The 14,630-nt window shown below is 66.2% G+C and carries 15 protein-coding genes; 4 read left to right on the top strand and 11 right to left on the bottom strand.

Going from position 1 to position 14,630, the window contains the following annotated elements:
* Positions 1-3 precede the first annotated feature (3 nt).
* Complete coding sequence (locus tag ACN9M1_RS07525; protein ID WP_426398588.1) at positions 4-1,047, top strand: AraC family transcriptional regulator; 1,044 nt, start codon at positions 4-6, stop codon at positions 1,045-1,047.
* 136 nt (positions 1,048-1,183) lie between these two features.
* On the opposite strand, the gene ACN9M1_RS07520 is transcribed toward ACN9M1_RS07525, so the two are convergent.
* The 3 genes from ACN9M1_RS07520 to pdhA are packed head-to-tail and all read right to left on the bottom strand — an operon-like array spanning position 1,184 to position 4,376.
* Positions 1,184-2,302: a dihydrolipoamide acetyltransferase family protein gene (locus ACN9M1_RS07520; RefSeq protein WP_426398587.1), complete on the bottom strand. Its 1,119-nt coding sequence runs from the start codon at positions 2,300-2,302 to the stop codon at positions 1,184-1,186.
* A 3-nt stretch (positions 2,303-2,305) separates the two neighbouring features.
* Positions 2,306-3,286, bottom strand: coding sequence for an alpha-ketoacid dehydrogenase subunit beta (locus ACN9M1_RS07515; protein WP_426398586.1), 981 nt, complete (start codon positions 3,284-3,286; stop codon positions 2,306-2,308).
* Positions 3,279-4,376 carry a pyruvate dehydrogenase (acetyl-transferring) E1 component subunit alpha gene (gene pdhA, locus ACN9M1_RS07510; RefSeq protein WP_426398585.1) on the bottom strand — a complete coding sequence of 366 codons (1,098 nt, stop codon included), beginning with the start codon at positions 4,374-4,376 and terminating at the stop codon, positions 3,279-3,281. Before pdhA ends, ACN9M1_RS07515 begins: the two co-directional genes overlap by 8 nt.
* A gap of 228 nt (positions 4,377-4,604) precedes the next feature.
* Between pdhA and ACN9M1_RS07505 the strand changes: the two genes are divergently transcribed.
* Complete coding sequence (locus ACN9M1_RS07505) at positions 4,605-4,811, top strand: YdcH family protein (RefSeq protein WP_426398584.1); 207 nt, start codon at positions 4,605-4,607, stop codon at positions 4,809-4,811.
* On the opposite strand, the gene ACN9M1_RS07500 is transcribed toward ACN9M1_RS07505, so the two are convergent.
* Positions 4,790-5,734, bottom strand: a complete 945-nt coding sequence (locus ACN9M1_RS07500; RefSeq protein WP_426398583.1) for a LysR substrate-binding domain-containing protein — start codon at positions 5,732-5,734, stop codon at positions 4,790-4,792. The genes ACN9M1_RS07505 and ACN9M1_RS07500 overlap by 22 nt on opposite strands.
* 140 nt (positions 5,735-5,874) lie before the next feature.
* Here ACN9M1_RS07500 and ACN9M1_RS07495 point away from each other — a divergent pair, with 140 nt between their 5' ends.
* Positions 5,875-6,555, top strand: coding sequence for an FMN-dependent NADH-azoreductase (locus ACN9M1_RS07495; protein ID WP_426398582.1), 681 nt, complete (start codon positions 5,875-5,877; stop codon positions 6,553-6,555).
* Here ACN9M1_RS07495 and ACN9M1_RS07490 read toward each other — a convergent pair.
* From ACN9M1_RS07490 to ACN9M1_RS07465, 6 genes are read right to left on the bottom strand one after another with little or no spacing between them, the layout of a single operon-like run.
* Entirely contained in the window at positions 6,552-7,400 is an 849-nt protein-coding gene (locus ACN9M1_RS07490; RefSeq protein ID WP_426398581.1) for a phosphodiesterase, read from the bottom strand. The genes ACN9M1_RS07495 and ACN9M1_RS07490 overlap by 4 nt on opposite strands.
* 5 nt (positions 7,401-7,405) lie before the next feature.
* Positions 7,406-8,467: an ABC transporter ATP-binding protein gene (locus ACN9M1_RS07485; RefSeq protein ID WP_426398580.1), complete on the bottom strand. Its 1,062-nt coding sequence runs from the start codon at positions 8,465-8,467 to the stop codon at positions 7,406-7,408.
* Positions 8,464-9,261, bottom strand: a complete 798-nt coding sequence (locus ACN9M1_RS07480) for an ABC transporter permease (protein ID WP_426398579.1) — start codon at positions 9,259-9,261, stop codon at positions 8,464-8,466. The genes ACN9M1_RS07485 and ACN9M1_RS07480 overlap by 4 nt, the downstream gene beginning before the upstream one ends.
* Complete coding sequence (locus ACN9M1_RS07475) at positions 9,258-10,109, bottom strand: ABC transporter permease (RefSeq protein ID WP_426398578.1); 852 nt, start codon at positions 10,107-10,109, stop codon at positions 9,258-9,260. The genes ACN9M1_RS07480 and ACN9M1_RS07475 overlap by 4 nt, the downstream gene beginning before the upstream one ends.
* A gap of 2 nt (positions 10,110-10,111) precedes the next feature.
* A complete protein-coding gene (locus ACN9M1_RS07470; protein WP_426398577.1) occupies positions 10,112-11,143 on the bottom strand; it encodes an ABC transporter substrate-binding protein in 1,032 nt (343 codons plus the stop codon).
* Positions 11,140-12,210, bottom strand: a complete 1,071-nt coding sequence (locus tag ACN9M1_RS07465) for a LacI family DNA-binding transcriptional regulator (RefSeq protein WP_426398576.1) — start codon at positions 12,208-12,210, stop codon at positions 11,140-11,142. Before ACN9M1_RS07465 ends, ACN9M1_RS07470 begins: the two co-directional genes overlap by 4 nt.
* A gap of 261 nt (positions 12,211-12,471) precedes the next feature.
* Between ACN9M1_RS07465 and egtB the strand changes: the two genes are divergently transcribed.
* Positions 12,472-13,770, top strand: a complete 1,299-nt coding sequence (gene egtB, locus ACN9M1_RS07460; RefSeq protein ID WP_426398575.1) for an ergothioneine biosynthesis protein EgtB — start codon at positions 12,472-12,474, stop codon at positions 13,768-13,770.
* 17 nt (positions 13,771-13,787) lie between these two features.
* Here the strand turns inward: egtB and ACN9M1_RS07455 are convergent, their stop codons facing one another.
* A complete protein-coding gene (locus tag ACN9M1_RS07455; protein ID WP_426398574.1) occupies positions 13,788-14,621 on the bottom strand; it encodes an ankyrin repeat domain-containing protein in 834 nt (277 codons plus the stop codon).
* Positions 14,622-14,630: the final 9 nt, after the last annotated feature.

Raw genomic sequence — 14,630 nt, 5'->3', positions numbered from 1 at the left:
TCTATGACATACAATCCGCCATTATTGATTAATCGTCCGAATTCGATGCCCGAGGTCTCATCACCGTCCCTGCCCCACGTGCATGACCTTGTCAGCGAGTTGCTGCTCGGCATGCGGTTGAGTGGCGTCCAGTACCGGCGCATTCAGGTCGCGCGGCCTTTCGGCTTGAGCTTTGGCGATGCGCCGGGCCGCGCGCAGTTTCATTTCGTCGGGCGTGGGCCTGTGCTGCTGCGGGATGCGGCCGGCATGACCATGCAGCTTGAAGCCGGCGACGCAGTCCTGTTGCCGCGCGGCAGCATGCACGCCCTGGTGTCCGATGCCGATGCGCCCTGCCAGGCCATCGACGGCTTCGAAGCCGCGAAGATCTGCGAGACGGTAGCGTCGGTCGGCGCCGCAACGGAGCCGGCAGCCGGCGACGCGCTCATCTTCAGCGCATGCATGGAGTTCGATCTGGGCGGTATGCAGCCGCTTGTCGGCACGATGCCGGAGTTCATGCACGTCGGCACCCTGCTCGCGCGCTACCCGGAAATCCGCCCGATGCTGGATGCGATGGAGCGTGAATCCTGCTCGGAACGCGCGGGCTTTGCGGGCATTCTGGCGCGGCTCGCAGACGTGGTGGCCGCGTTTATTGTGCGTGGCTGGGTCGAGTGCGGCTGTGGCGATGCAACGGGCTGGGTGCAAGCGTTGCGCGAGCCCAAGCTGGGTCGCGCGATTGTCGCGCTGCATCGTGATCCGGGCCGCAACTGGAGCGTGGCCGAACTGGCCACCGAGGCGGGCGTCTCGCGTTCGGTCTTTGCCGAGCGCTTTCTTGCCGCGACGGGCATGACACCTGTGCGCTACCTGACCGAGTTGCGGATGCGGCTCGCTGCGCAATGGATCGCGCGCGACCGCGAGGCGATTGAAACCGTCGCATACCGGCTCGGTTATGGGTCGCTCGCGGCATTCAGCCGCGCGTTCAAACGGGTGGTTGGGCGGCCGCCGGGCGCCATTCGTACGGAAGGCTCAAAACGCACCGAAGGCACGGAAAACGTGGCATTCGATGCATGACGCGCGAGGCCGCGTTCAGCCGTGTCCATCGCGCAGCGCAACGCGTCGAGGGCGCGCCTGAGCCGTCGACGCTCGGGGCGCGCAGGCTGGGTGCCGGCGGTTTGCGTGCCGGAGGTCTGCATTGGCAGGCCGTGCGTCAGGCGGGGGCTTGCAGGTCGGCGATCACCGCCGCTAGAAACCGCGCCGCTTCACCGCCGGTGACAACGCGGTGATCGAACGTCAGGCTCAGCGGCAACACACGGTGGACGGCGGGCACGCCGCCGGCCGCAACCACCTGCTCGTGGATACGCCCGGCACCCAGAATCGCCACCGTGGGCGGCACGACGATGGGCGCGGCGTACTTGCCGGCGATCATGCCGAAGTTCGACAGCGTGATCGTGTTGCCGCGCAGCTCGTCGGGCGGAATTTTGCGGGCCTGGATGTCGGCGCGCATGCGGTCGAGCCCGGCGCGCAGGTCCGCCGCGCTCCGATGCGCCACGTCGCGCAGCACCGGCACGAACAGCCCATCGGGCAAATCCACTGCAATGCCCACGTCGATCTTGTCCACCACGTGGCGCCGCCCCGCATGGCCGTCGAACCACGCATTGAGCCCCGGCACTGCGCGGCAGCCGGCAACGAGTGCGCGGATCAGACGGATGGTGATGTCGGTGTTGGGCGGCCAGGCGTGAATGTCGGCATCGTCGATGACGGTGGCGGCGGCCACTTCGTTTTGTGCGCGGGCCATGTTCTGCGCCATCGCGCGCCGCACGCCGCGCAGCACTTCGGGCGGGCCCAGTTCGGCGAAGGTCTTGGCGGCGCGCTCTACATCCGCCGCTGTAATCACGCCGTCCGGCCCCGATGGCGTGACCATCGACAAATCCACATCCAACTTGCGGGCCAGCGCGCGGACGGCCGGGATGGCCTTGATACCGTTGGCTGCGTTTGCTGCGCCGCCGCCCACCACAGCCGGCGCTTCGCGCACGACGTGCTGCCCAGCGGGCATCTGGCCGACCACGGTGCCTGCATCGGCGTCATCGCTGCCGGTGCCCTCGAACGCAGCCAGTGGCGCACCGATGTGCACGATGTCGCCCGGCTGCCCGAACAGCTTGGCAATGCGCCCCGCTTGCGGCGATGGGATCTCCACGATTGCCTTGGCCGTTTCGACCGACACCAGCGGTTGGTCGACCGCAATGGTGTCACCGGCCTGCACGTGCCATTGCACGATCTCCGCTTCCTGCAACCCTTCGCCGAGGTCCGGCAGTTTGAAGACGATCATCGCTCAGGCACCCTCCAAGGCTTTCCGCGCCGCAGCAAGGATGCGCTCCACGCTCGGCAGGTAGTGATGTTCGAGCCGGGGCAACGGCATGACCACGTCGTAACCGGTCACGCGCTGCACCGGCGCCAGCAATGAGTACAACCCATGCTCGGCGATGTTGGCGGCGATTTCCGCGCCAAAGCCGGAGGTGCGCGCCGCCTCGTGCACGATCACGCAGCGGCCCGTTTTGGCCACCGACGCCAGGATCGATTCCATGTCCAGCGGCTTGAGCGTGGCCACGTCGATCACCTCGGCGCTGATGCCCTCTTCGGCCAACTGGTCTGCGGCGGCCAGCGTTTCCTGCAATGCGCCGCCCCAGCTCACGAGCGTGACGTCGGTGCCGTCGCGCAGCAGGAAGCAGGTGTCCAGCGGCAGCGCCTGGCCGTCGTCTTCCACCGGCTGGCGGAACACGCGATAGAGCTTGGTCGGCTCGAAGAACATCACCGGATCGGGGTCGCGGATGGCCGCCAGCAGCAGCCCATACGCCCGCGCCGGCGACGAGGGCACCACCACGCGCAGCCCTGGGATATGCGTGAACAGCGCCTCGGGGCTTTCGGAGTGGTGTTCCGGCGCGTGAATGCCGCCGCCCGATGGCGAGCGAATCACCAGCGGGCAAGACAGCCGCCCGCGTGTGCGATTGCGCAGCCGCGCCGCATGGTTGAGCACGTTGTCGATGGCCGGATAGAGAAAGCCGCTGAACTGGATCTCGACCACCGGCTTGAGCCCCATGGCCGCCATGCCGATCGCCGTGCCGGCCAGCGCGGTTTCCGCCAACGGGCTGTCGATCACGCGCTGCGGGCCAAAGCGCGCCTGCAAGCCAACCGTCGCGCGAAACACGCCGCCGTTGACGCCGATGTCTTCGCCCATCAGCACAACGGCGGAGTCGTGCTCCAGCGCATGCGCCAGCGCCAGGTTGATGGCTTCGACGAGGTTGACGTCAGCCATGGCGGCCTCCGTTGGGCGCGAAGGCGAGCGCCATGGCGCGCTGCCATTCCAGCGCGCTCGGCAACGTGGCGTACAGGTGGTCGAACATCGCGGATGGGTCTGGGTGTTCGACAGCCTGGTAGGCGGCCACCGCGTCTTCGACTTGCGCATAGCAGGCACGGCCAAGCTGCTCTTCCTGCGCCTTGTCCCACGCGTTCACACGCATCAGGTAGTTGCGCAAGCGCAGGATCGGCTCGGCCTCCCACGCCTGTTTGACGATGTCGGAATCGCGGTAGCGCGTGGCGTCGTCGGCGGTGGTGTGGTCGCCCAGGCGGTACGTCACGGCTTCGATGAGCGTGGGGCCGCCCCCTGCCCTGGCGCGGTCAATGGCCTCCTGCGCGGCCTGGTGCATGGCGATGACATCGTTGCCGTCCACCTGCACGCCCGGGATGCCGGCGGCGATGGCTTTTTGCGCCAGCGTCTGCGCGGCGGTCTGGCGGCTCCGGGGCACGGAGATGGCCCACTGGTTGTTGTTGACGACGATCACCAGTGGCGCATTCCACACGCCGGCGAAGTTCATGCCCTCGTAGAAGTCGCCCTTGGAGGTGCCGCCGTCACCGAGGATCGTCACGGCCACACGTGGCTCGCCGCCGGATAGGCAACCTAAGTGAAACGCATACGCCGCACCCGCTGCATGGCAGACCTGGGTGCCGATCGGCACGCAGTTCGGAAAGTCGCTGGCCACGGCGCCGAACTGGCTGCCGCGCTCGTCGCCGCCCCAGTACAGCAGGCTCTCGGCCATGGTGACGCCGCGCAGCAATTGCGCGGCATGGTCGCGGTACGAGGGAAACAACACGTCTTCGGGCCGCATGGCGCTGGCCACGCCCACGCCGATGGCCTCCTGGCCGACCGACGACGCAAACGTGCCGAGCTTGCCCGTGCGCTGCAGCGCAACAGCCTTGCTGTCGAACGCGCGCGTGAGCACCATGGCGCGATACAGCGCGAGGAGTGCCTGCACATCCTGCGCAAACGCCGGGAGTGGCTGGACCGGCTTGCCCTCGCGGTCCAGCACTTGCAGGAACTCGATCTGAAAGCTGCCGACTGTGGTCATGACTGCAGCCCCTCTTTGTTTTTCTTGGGGAGGCGGGCAGCGCTGACGCCCGCGTCTGTTTCCACACTAGACGGTGGGCGACCGAAAACAAGCTCAGTCTTTTGGCTGAGTCGAAGGTGGCACTTGCCCGACGGCGTAGCACTTTTCCATGGCTGCCGTAACACATGTCCAACTCCATCGAAAACCGTGGCTGGACAATGCCACCTCGTTTCTTTTCAAGGAGCCACGATGTTTTCCGAGTACCGCGATCGCATCTCGCAGCTCAAGACCGAAGATGCACATTTCGCCCGGCTGTTGCGCCGACACACCGCGCTGGACCAGCACGTCCGCAACATGGAGTCGAACGTCCGGCCACCCGCCCAGCCAGTGCTCGAAAGCCTGAAGCGCGAGAAGCTCAAGCTCACCGACACGCTTTACGCCATGCTGCGCGCCTGATCTTCGCTTGGGCCCACGTTGGTGTCGTCGCGGCACCGGCGCAGCCAATTCCACACCGCCCGTACGCCTGCGTCTTCGAGCCGCGCGGCGGGCGTCACCACCCAGAACGCATAGCGCCGGATCACCGGGCCGTCGAACGGCTGCACCAGCGTGCCGGCCTCCAGCGCATCGCGCACCAACGGCAGGTTCGCCAGAATCACGCCCTGCCCCGCCATTGCGGCAGACATGGCGTGCCCGTCGTCAGACAACACAATGCCTGCGTCCATCTTCAGCGTGTGCTCGATACCTGCCGCACGCGCCCACATCGGCCAGCCAATTGGCTGCGGCAATGTGCGCTGCCATTCGGAGTGAATGAGCGGCACGCGCGCCAGATCGCCATGGGACTGAACATTCAGGCCTGGGTGGCAGGCCGGCGCATAGGCGTCACCAAACAGGCGTTCAGCGGCAAGATCGGGGGCGGCAGCGGGCATATCGCCGTAGCGTACGGCCAGGTCAGCGCTGCCGCCGTGCAGGTCGACGACGGTGTCCGATGCATGGATGCGCAGATCGACCTCCGGGTGCGCCGTGGCAAATGCGCCCAGCCGGGGGACCAACCAGCGCGCCGCCAGTCCCATCGGCGCGGTGAGCGTGACACGCTGGCGCGCTGGTTGCACGTCGGGCGCGCGAATCGAATCAATGGCGTGTGCAAAGGCATCAAAGCCCGTGTTGAGCACCGGATACAACCGCTGGCCGGCCTCGGATAAGCGCAGCGCGCGTACTTGGCGCTCGAACAGCGTCACACCCAGCGCCTCTTCCAGGCGACGAATCTGATGGCTGACAGCCGTGGGCGTGACCGACAGTTCGTCTGCCGCACGGCGCATGCTGAGGTGGCGTGCAGTGGCCTCAAAGGCCCGCAGCGCGCTGAGGGGCGGGAGTTTTCGCATGCGCGGATTGTGTCACGGGTGCTTTTCCCCACGCCGGGCATGGGTGAATCCATGTCAGCTATCGCGCGTAAAAGATGTCGTTTGTCGCAGTGCAGCGTGGTTCGTAGAGTGGGCACACCTCCACTCATCAACGATTCACCATGACTCGCCTTCTGCATCTGGATTCCAGCGCCCGTCCGGGCCGCTCTGACACCGACCGCCACGGTTCGCACACGCGCCGGCTTTCTGCGCGGTTCGTCGCGCGCTGGCTGGAGCGCGAGCCCGATGCGCACGTCGCCTATCGTGACATCGGCGCCGAACCGCCCTCGCCGGTTGACGGCGGCTGGGTGCATGCCGCATTCACGCCGCCCGCGCGGCGCGAACCGTGGATGCACGACCGGCTGGCGCAAAGCGATGCGCTGATCGATGAGCTGCTCGCCGCCGATGTGATCGTGGCCGGCGTGCCGATGTACAACTTCGGCATGCCTGCGCAGTTCAAGGCGTATATCGACAACATCGTGCGTGTCGGCCGCACATTCGGCTTCGACCGCAACCGCACAGGCGAGCCCTACTGGCCGCTGCTGGCAGGCATGGGGAAGCGCCTCGTCATCCTCAGTTCGCGTGGTGACTTCGGTTATGGCCCCGGCCAGCGCATCGCCCACATGAACCACGTGGAAGGCGGCGTTGCCACGGCATTCAGCTATATCGGCATCATCGATGTGGCATCCGTTGCCATCGAATACGACGAGTTTGCGGATGACCGGCTGCGCGCGTCGATTGCTGCCGCGGAGGCGCAGGTTGATGCGCTGGTCGAGCGCATGGCTGCTGTCGAAGTGGCTTAGTCGATCAACCGCCCATCTGGCTCGAAGAACGGGTGCGGGCCGTCAAAGTCGCCCACATACGCGAGATGGCTCACCAAGCCTTGACTTGGCACCCACGCGTGCACCTTGTAGGCCGGTGGTTCCATCACAAAGCCGGGTTCGGCATCCGGATTGAGGTCCAACGCCACCTGGTGCGCGGGCGACGGGCACGTCGATGCCACCGTGCCCGCGAACCGCACGTCGATGGAGCGATGCAGATGGCCGCAGATGATGCGCTCGACGTTGCCGGCGGCACGCACAATCTGCGCGAAGGCGGGGATGTCGTCTTCGGCGAGCGATTGCACATCCATGTGGCCGATGCCGGTGGCAAACGGCGGATGGTGCATCGCGATGACGGTCGGGCGCTGTGTTTCCAGCGCCAGCGCATCGGCCAGCCAGTCGAGCCGTTGCGCGCCCAGACGCCCGCCCGGGTGGCCTGTGTCGAGCGTGTCGAGCACGATCAGGCGAACGTCGCCGATGTCGGTCCAGTACTGGAAGGCGTGCGGGTCTTGCGCCGCCGTGGGAATCGGTGCGAGCCAGTCGGCAAAGGCTGCGTGCGCGGCATCGCGGGCGTCATGGTTGCCCAGCACCGGCAGCATGCGGATGCCCGCCGCATCGAGCGGCGCCAGCACGGCGCGCAGGTGGGCATATTCCTCCGGCGCGCCGGCGTCGACCAGATCGCCGGTCAGGACGATGGCATCGGGCCGCTCCGGCTGCGCCAGGATATGTGCCACGCAGCGGGCCAGATAGGCGGCCGAATCCACGCGCCGGTACGCCAATCGCCCAGGGCGCTTGATATGAAGGTCGGTCAGTTGCAGAAAGTGCATGGGGCTCAGGCTTGCAAGGTCAGGAGGCGCTCTGCCGGCACATCGAAGCCGACCGCATGGCCCGGCGCAAAGTGCTGGCGGCCGGGCACATCGATGAAGAGCGGCGAGGTGGACACACCTGCCACACGCACACGGGTGCGGAAGCCGAGAAACACGGCCGACTCCACGGTGCCTTTAAGCGCTGCGTGCGCAGGATCGGCCAGCACGGCATCTTCCGGGCGGAAGAACACCGTATCCCCCTCGCCTGCCGGCACGGGCACGCGGCCTCCGGTACAGACGAACACACCATCCCGCCGCAGGCCATCAAGCCGGTTCATGATGCCGATGAAATCCGCCACTTGCCGGTTGGCCGGCTGGAAGTAGATCTCGCGCGGCGAGCCGATCTGCGCGATGCGTCCGGCGTCCATGACGACGATGCGATCAGCCAGCGCCATCGCCTCTTCCTGGTCGTGCGTCACGTAGATGGTGGTGATGCCGAGGCTGCGCAGCAGACGGTCCATCTCAGCGCGCACGGATTCGCGCAGCTTGGCATCGAGCGCCGTGAGCGGTTCATCGAGCAGCAGTACGCGCGGCTCCGGTGCCAGCGCGCGGGCCAATGCCACACGTTGACGCTGGCCGCCGGAGAGCTGGCTGACGCCCCGATCGGCATACGGCGTGAGGTGCATCATTTCCAGCAAGGTGTCGGCACGGGCGCTGATCTGCGCGTCCAACAAACCGTTCTGCCGGCGCTGGATGCGCAGGCCGTACTCCACATTGCCACGCACGCTCAGGTTCGGAAACAGCGCGTAGCTCTGGAACACCATGCCGACACGGCGGCGCTCAATCGGGCGTGCGGTGACGTCCTCGTCGCCAAAGTGTACGGTGCCGCCGGCATCCGGCGCTTCCAGCCCGGCGACGATGCGCAGCGTGGTGGTCTTGCCGCAGCCGGAGGGGCCGAGCAGCACGACGGTCTCACCGGCGGCGATGTTGAGGTCGAGCGGGTCCAGCACGCGCTGTTCGCCGAAGTGTTTACCGCAACCGCGCAACTGAATCGGCACGGGCGCGAGTTGAAGAGGTTCGTTGCTCATCGGGAAGCCTTTCCGTTATTCACACGCAGGCCGCCAAAGCGCTGCATCAGCACCAGCAGCGGCACGATCATGACGAAGAAGATCAGCGTGTAGGCGCTGGCAATCTCCAGCCGCATCGACGCGTAGGTGTCGGCCAGGCCGACCGGCAGGGTTTTGGTTTCGGGCGTGTGCAGCATCCAGGTCAGGTTGAATTCGCCCACCGAGAGCGTCACCACCGTCAGCGCACCGGCCAGGATGCCGGGCTGCACGTTGGGCAGCACGATAGTGCGAAAGCGCTGAACAAACGTTGCACCGAGGCTGGCTGCGCCCTCCTCCAGCGTCTTCAAGTTCTGCCCCGACGCCACGGCCGCCACCGAGCGCACCATGAACGGCAGCGTGAACACCACATGCCCGACCACGATGAACCACAGGCTCTCGCGAAACCCGCCAAAGCCGCCGTACGCCACGATCAACCCCAGCGCCGTCGCCAAGCCGGGCAACGCCACGGGCAGCGTCAGAAATTCTTCGATCAAGCGGCTTGCACGGCTCTGGCGGCGCGCCAGCACATAGCCGGCCGGCACGCCTGCAGCTAGCACGATCACTAGCGTGCACAGCGCCACCAGCAGCGACATCCAGATCGACGCGTGATACATGTCCCACACCTGGGCGACCCAATCCAACGTCCAGCCGCTTTTGAATCCGCGAATGTAGTTGCGCGTCAGGCCCACAGCCATCGACAGCATGACCGGCACGATCAGGAACAGGCACAGCAGCAGCGTAATCAGCCACTGAGCAATGGAAAGTGCGCGCTTCATGCCGCTGCTCCCGCTTGGCCGCCCGCAGCCGTCCGTGCAATCGCCAGCACCAGCCACGTCACGATGCCGAGCACGACCGACAACGCCGCCGCCATCGCAATCCCAGCGTTGAGGGTGAACTCCGTATAGATCGTCATCGGCAGCACGTCGATATCGGTAGCGAGCGTGAAGGCGGTGCCAAACGCGCCCATCGACGTGGCAAAGCAGATCGCGCCCGAGGCGATGAGCGCGGGCGCCAGCCCCGGCACCAGCACATCGCGCGTGACCTGCCACGACGATGCGCCTAGCGAGCGCGCCGCTTCTTCCAGCGATCGATCCAATTTCTCCGCCGCCGCCATGACCGTCAGCACCACGCGGGGGATCGAGAAATACAGGTAGCCGAGAAACAGCCCGCCGATGGAATAGGCGAAGACCCATTTCTCGCCGAGGAGCTTGTGCGTCATGTCACCCAGCAAGCCCTGGCGACCGGCCAGCAGGATCACCATGAAGCCAACCACCACGCCCGGAAACGCCAGCGGGAAGGTCAGCATGGCCGTGATCATCCGTTTGCCCGGCACGTCATGACGCACCAGGAACAGCCCGGCGATGGTCGACAGCACCAGCGTTGCCAGCGTGACGGCGGCCGACAGCACCACCGTCGAGAACAAGCTGCCCAGGTAGCGCGGCGTTGTGAGCGCCGCCGTGTACGTGGCGATCACGCCCTCGCTGCCGCTCACGCGCAGCAGCGCGGCCATCGGCAGCAGCCAGAACGCGCAGAACAGCGCGACGGCCGGTGCCAGCAGCGCCACCCGCCACCGTGCGGGCAGTACCGCATCCTCTGGCAAGGTGGTTCGGGTGACGGTGCTCATGCTCAGCGGACCTCGTTCAGATAGCGCGTGCCGAATGCCTGCTGGCCGGCTGCCATCTTGTTGAAATCGACTGTCTTGGCGCGGGCGTATTCGCTGGCCGGCAGGAAGCGGGAGGCGGCTTCCTTGCTCATGGCGTTGGCGCGCACTGGGCGCAGGTAGGCGTTGGCCCACAGCGTCTGGCCCTCGTCTGACAGCACGAAGTCGAGCACCTTCTTGGCGTTGTCGGCATGCGGCGCGCCGGCGGTCAGGCTCATTACGTAGGGCACGGCAATCGTGCCTTCCTGCGGAATCACGAACTCCACATTGGCGTGATCCTTGTACTTGGCGCGGTAGGCGTTGAAGTCGTAGTCGAGCAGGATGGGGATTTCACCGGCGACAACGCGTGCGTAGGCCGTCTGCTTCGGCACGATCGGCGCGTTCTTCTTCAGTTGCTTGAACCACTCGATGGCCGGGCTGAAGTTGTCCAGCGTGCCGCCCAGGGCCTGGTTGACCGCCACGGCGCCCACATAGCCAACGAAGGCGCTACTCGGGTCCAGGTAGCCGACCATGCCCTTGTATTCGGGCTTGAGCAGGTCTTTCCACGAACGCGGCACGGGCTTGCCTTCCAGCGCATCCTTGTTGACGAAGAAGCCCAGCGTGCCGGAGTGGATCGAGAAAAACGCGCCGTCCGGGTCTTTCATGCCGGCCGGAATGTCATCCCAGTGCTTGGGCTTGTAGTTGGCGACCAGACCCTTCTCCTTCGCCTGATACGCAGACGTGATGCCGAGGTAGGCCACGTCGGCCACCGGGTGCGACTTCTCCGCCAGCATCTGCGCGATGGCCTGGCCGGAGTTCTTGTTGTCGAACGGCACGGTGATGCCGGTCTTGTCCTTGATGGCCTTGATCTGGCTGGCCCAGTCGGCCCACTCCGGCGGGCAGTTGTAGCAGATGGCGACTTGCTGGCCGGCCGGCTGAGCCTGCACCGGCGCGGCCACGGCAAATGCGCCGGCAGCCACGAGGCCGCATGCACGCAGCCATTGAATGAGACGTTTCATCGAGACGCTCCTTGCGTATCAGACGTGAGGGAAGAAACAACGGAGAGAGAGGCTTCGGCTGGCGCCTTGGCAAGCGTGCCGCCGGCCAGCAGTCGGTGCGGCAACGTGATCGACGACACGGCCTCCCCGTCGATGCGGCGGGCCAGCGCCAGCGCGGCGTCGGTGCCGATTTGGCGATGCGGCTGCGCGACCGTCGCCAGCGCGGGCGATAGCCATTGCCCCATCGCCAGGCCGTCGAAACCGACCACGCTCACGTCTTCGGGCACGCGCAGGCCCATTTCACGCAGCGAGCGGATCGTGAGCAGCGCCAGGCGGTCATTGCTGCAGAAGATGGCGGTCGGACGCGGCGGCGCCAGCAGGCGGGCCAGTTCGGCGGGCAGCATGGCGTCGGCATTGAAGTCGATTTCGATGGGCGGTTGCGGGGCAATGCCGGCGGCTTCCAATGCTTCGCGATAACCGTCGTGGCGCAGCGCCGCACGGTCGGAGGCGGCCAACGTGCCGGTCAGCATGCGGATCTGTCGATGCCCCTGCGCCAGCAACGCGCGGATGGCATCCCGTGCGGCGGCGCGGTTATCGACCGTCACGCTGCATCGCGCGGGAATGCGCGCCTGACCAGTGGTTTCGTTGTAGGCCAGCACATACGGCACGCGCTCGGCATCCAGCCGATCGAGGTGCGGGTTGGCGGCTGCATCGGCCACCGTCAGGATCAGCCCGTCGACGCGCTGCTCGAGCATGGTCTCGATGGCACGGGCCTCGCGCTCGCGGTCATAGGAGGTGGTCATAAGCATCACGCGTTGCCCGGTGACCGAGGCGGCATCTTCAATGCCCTGCATGCATTCGGCAAACACCGGGTTGGCGAGCGACGGCAGCACCACGCCCAGCAACCCCGTGCGAACGGCGCGCAACTGCCGGCCCAGCGCGTTCGGGCGGTATTGCAGCGCGTCCATGGCGGCCTGCACGCGGGCCAGCGTCGAGGCGCTCACGCGCTCCGGCGTATTCACCGCACGCGACACCGTGGCGATCGAAATGCCGGCATGCGTTGCCACGTCCTTGATGCTGCTTCCCACGCCACCCCCTGGAATTTGTAAACGTTTACATCGTAGGTGCCGGGAGTGACCGTTTCATGACAACCGATGCTGCACTGCAGTCATCGCTGCAATGCAGCATCGCCATGGTTGCAATCCGTTTGAGATAGCAAAGTTACAAGGCTCGCATATGCTTCTTACCAACCTGAGCCAGCCAGACGCGCCAGTGCACGTACCCCGGCATGGCCCGCTTGCTGCTCTACCTCCTGCTCTGCCGCTCGCCGCCCCCGCTCTGGAGACTCCATGCGTGTATCGCCTGTACTCGATGTGCCCGCCACCGCCTTGCCAGTCTTGATGCAGCAATACGGGGTGGTACGGGCACAGTCCCTGGCCCTGGCCGCACCGCTGTCCGACGCCGATGCCACCGTCCAATCCATGGACGACGCGAGCCCCGCGAAGTGGCACCTGGCCCATACGACGTGGTTCTTCGAGGAGTTCATCCTTGGGCCGAACGCGCCGGGCTACCGCTCGCCCGATCCGCGCTATCGCTACCTGTTTAATTCGTATTACGAGACGGTTGGCGCACGGCACCCACGCCCGCGCCGGGGCATGCTGACGCGCCCGACGTTGGATGAGGTGCGCGCCTATCGGGCCCACGTCGATGCGGCCATGCAGCGCCTGCTTGCAGATGGCGTGACGGACGACCTTGCTAGGCTGATCACCCTCGGCCTGCACCACGAGCAGCAGCACCAGGAGTTGCTGCTGACCGATCTGCTCCACTTGTTCGCGCAGAACCCGCTGTGTCCGGCCTATGCCGAAGGGCCGGTGCCGCGTGTGCATGCAGCACCCGTGCAGCCGGGCTGGGTCAGCTTTCAAGGGGGCGCCGTGCAGATCGGCCAGACCGATTCCAGCACCGGCTTCATGTTCGACTGCGAAGGCCCACGCCACACGGTCTGGCTGGAGCCGTATGCCTTGGCCACGCACCCCGTCACCAACCGGGATTGGCTCGCTTTCATGCAAGACGGCGGCTACCGGCAACCCACGCTGTGGCTGTCCGACGGTTGGGCGTGGGTGCAGCGCGAAGGTATTGACGCCCCCCTCTACTGGCGTGCCGGTACGGACGAGGGCGAAGGTTGGCAGCAGATGTCGCTACACGGCCTGCAGCCAGTGGAGCTGGACGCGCCCGTGACACACGTCAGTTTTTATGAGGCCGAGGCCTTTGCGCGCTGGGCCGGCGCACGGCTACCCAGCGAAGCCGAATGGGAACACGCCGCAGAAGGCTTGCCCGTGCAGGGCAACTTCGCTGGCCGGGGTGCCCTGCGCCCGCTGCCCGACCACGGCATCGCCGAGGCCGGCAGCCTACGCCAGATGTTCGGTGACGTGTGGGAATGGACTGCCAGCCCCTACGGCCCCTACCCGGGCTTCGAGCCGGCCGAGGGCGCGGTGGGCGAATACAACGGCAAGTTCATGTGCAGCCAGATGGTGCTGCGCGGTGGGTCGTGCGTATCGCCCGAGGGGCACCTGCGGGCGACGTATCGCAACTTCTTCTACCCGCACCAGCGGTGGCAATTCACCGGGGTGCGGTTGGCGCGGCGGGCGTAGCCGCCACAGCCGGGCACCTAGCGGTTGCTGTCGAACAGCATGTTGGTGGGGGTGCCAACCGTGTCCGGGCTGCTGGGCGCAGCGGCAGCCGGCTTGGCGGCCGGCATTGGCGTTGGCGCGTCAGGCACTGCTGGTTTGCTAGTCTGAGCGGCGGGAACGGCAGCGGGTGGCGCTGTCGGCGTCGGTACGGGTGCCGGCTTGGCGCCCTGCTCGGCCAGTTTGCGGCGGCGAGATTCCAGCCCCGCCGCAATCTCATCCTGGTGATACCGCTTCGCAAAATCGATCACGTCCATCTTCTGCTGGTTGCGCAGGTTCATGTCCGCGCCTTCGTCCAGCAGCAGTTTGACCGTGGTGATGTGGCCGTTCATGGCCGCCATCATCAGCGGCGTGGTGGCGTTGGGGCTTTCCGCATCGATGTAGGCCGCGTGGTCCAGCAGGTATTTGACGACATCGTCGTGCCCATTGGTAGCGGCGTAGTGCAGCGCGGTCCAGCCGGTCTTGTTGACCTCGACTTCGTAGGTTTCCACCATCAGCTTCACCATGGGCATCAAGCCCTGGTAAGCCGCCATCATCAGTGCGTTCTCGCCGGCGGCGTTCGTCCGTTCGAAGTCGATGTTCTTCGCGCGGATAAGCGCCTGGGCCACCTCGATGTTCTTGTCCTTGAACGCATCCACCAGCAGCGGCGTGCCGTCACGCGTGTTCAGGTTCGGGTCGACACCCTGCGCAACGTACTTCTGCACCAGCACCGGGCGGTTGTATTCGACCGCCGTGCGCAGGTCGTCCTGCGGCGTGGCGAATGCGGCGCTCGATAGCGCCATCGCCAGGCTGGCGGCCAGTGTGATTTTTCTCATGACTTGCTT

The sequence above is a fragment of the Ralstonia sp. R-29 genome (assembly GCF_049913345.1).
In the GTDB taxonomy this organism is placed as follows: Bacteria; Pseudomonadota; Gammaproteobacteria; order Burkholderiales; family Burkholderiaceae; genus Ralstonia.
This window is presented reverse-complemented; position numbering and strand designations above follow the sequence as displayed.

What these genes read in the sequence shown, in the direction of transcription:
- ACN9M1_RS07485 (WP_426398580.1), bottom strand. Translation starts at nt 8,467, where the DNA reads ATGAGCAACGAACCTCTTCAACTCGCGCCCGTGCCGATTCAGTTGCGC.
- pdhA (WP_426398585.1), bottom strand. Translation starts at nt 4,376, where the DNA reads ATGACCACAGTCGGCAGCTTTCAGATCGAGTTCCTGCAAGTGCTGGAC.
- ACN9M1_RS07470 (WP_426398577.1), bottom strand. Translation starts at nt 11,143, where the DNA reads ATGAAACGTCTCATTCAATGGCTGCGTGCATGCGGCCTCGTGGCTGCC.
- ACN9M1_RS07490 (WP_426398581.1), bottom strand. Translation starts at nt 7,400, where the DNA reads ATGCACTTTCTGCAACTGACCGACCTTCATATCAAGCGCCCTGGGCGA.
- ACN9M1_RS07455 (WP_426398574.1), bottom strand. Translation starts at nt 14,621, where the DNA reads ATGAGAAAAATCACACTGGCCGCCAGCCTGGCGATGGCGCTATCGAGC.
- egtB (WP_426398575.1), top strand. Translation starts at nt 12,472, where the DNA reads ATGCGTGTATCGCCTGTACTCGATGTGCCCGCCACCGCCTTGCCAGTC.
- ACN9M1_RS07495 (WP_426398582.1), top strand. Translation starts at nt 5,875, where the DNA reads ATGACTCGCCTTCTGCATCTGGATTCCAGCGCCCGTCCGGGCCGCTCT.
- ACN9M1_RS07480 (WP_426398579.1), bottom strand. Translation starts at nt 9,261, where the DNA reads ATGAAGCGCGCACTTTCCATTGCTCAGTGGCTGATTACGCTGCTGCTG.
- ACN9M1_RS07525 (WP_426398588.1), top strand. Translation starts at nt 4, where the DNA reads ATGACATACAATCCGCCATTATTGATTAATCGTCCGAATTCGATGCCC.
- ACN9M1_RS07520 (WP_426398587.1), bottom strand. Translation starts at nt 2,302, where the DNA reads ATGATCGTCTTCAAACTGCCGGACCTCGGCGAAGGGTTGCAGGAAGCG.
- ACN9M1_RS07515 (WP_426398586.1), bottom strand. Translation starts at nt 3,286, where the DNA reads ATGGCTGACGTCAACCTCGTCGAAGCCATCAACCTGGCGCTGGCGCAT.
- ACN9M1_RS07475 (WP_426398578.1), bottom strand. Translation starts at nt 10,109, where the DNA reads ATGAGCACCGTCACCCGAACCACCTTGCCAGAGGATGCGGTACTGCCC.
- ACN9M1_RS07500 (WP_426398583.1), bottom strand. Translation starts at nt 5,734, where the DNA reads ATGCGAAAACTCCCGCCCCTCAGCGCGCTGCGGGCCTTTGAGGCCACT.
- ACN9M1_RS07505 (WP_426398584.1), top strand. Translation starts at nt 4,605, where the DNA reads ATGTTTTCCGAGTACCGCGATCGCATCTCGCAGCTCAAGACCGAAGAT.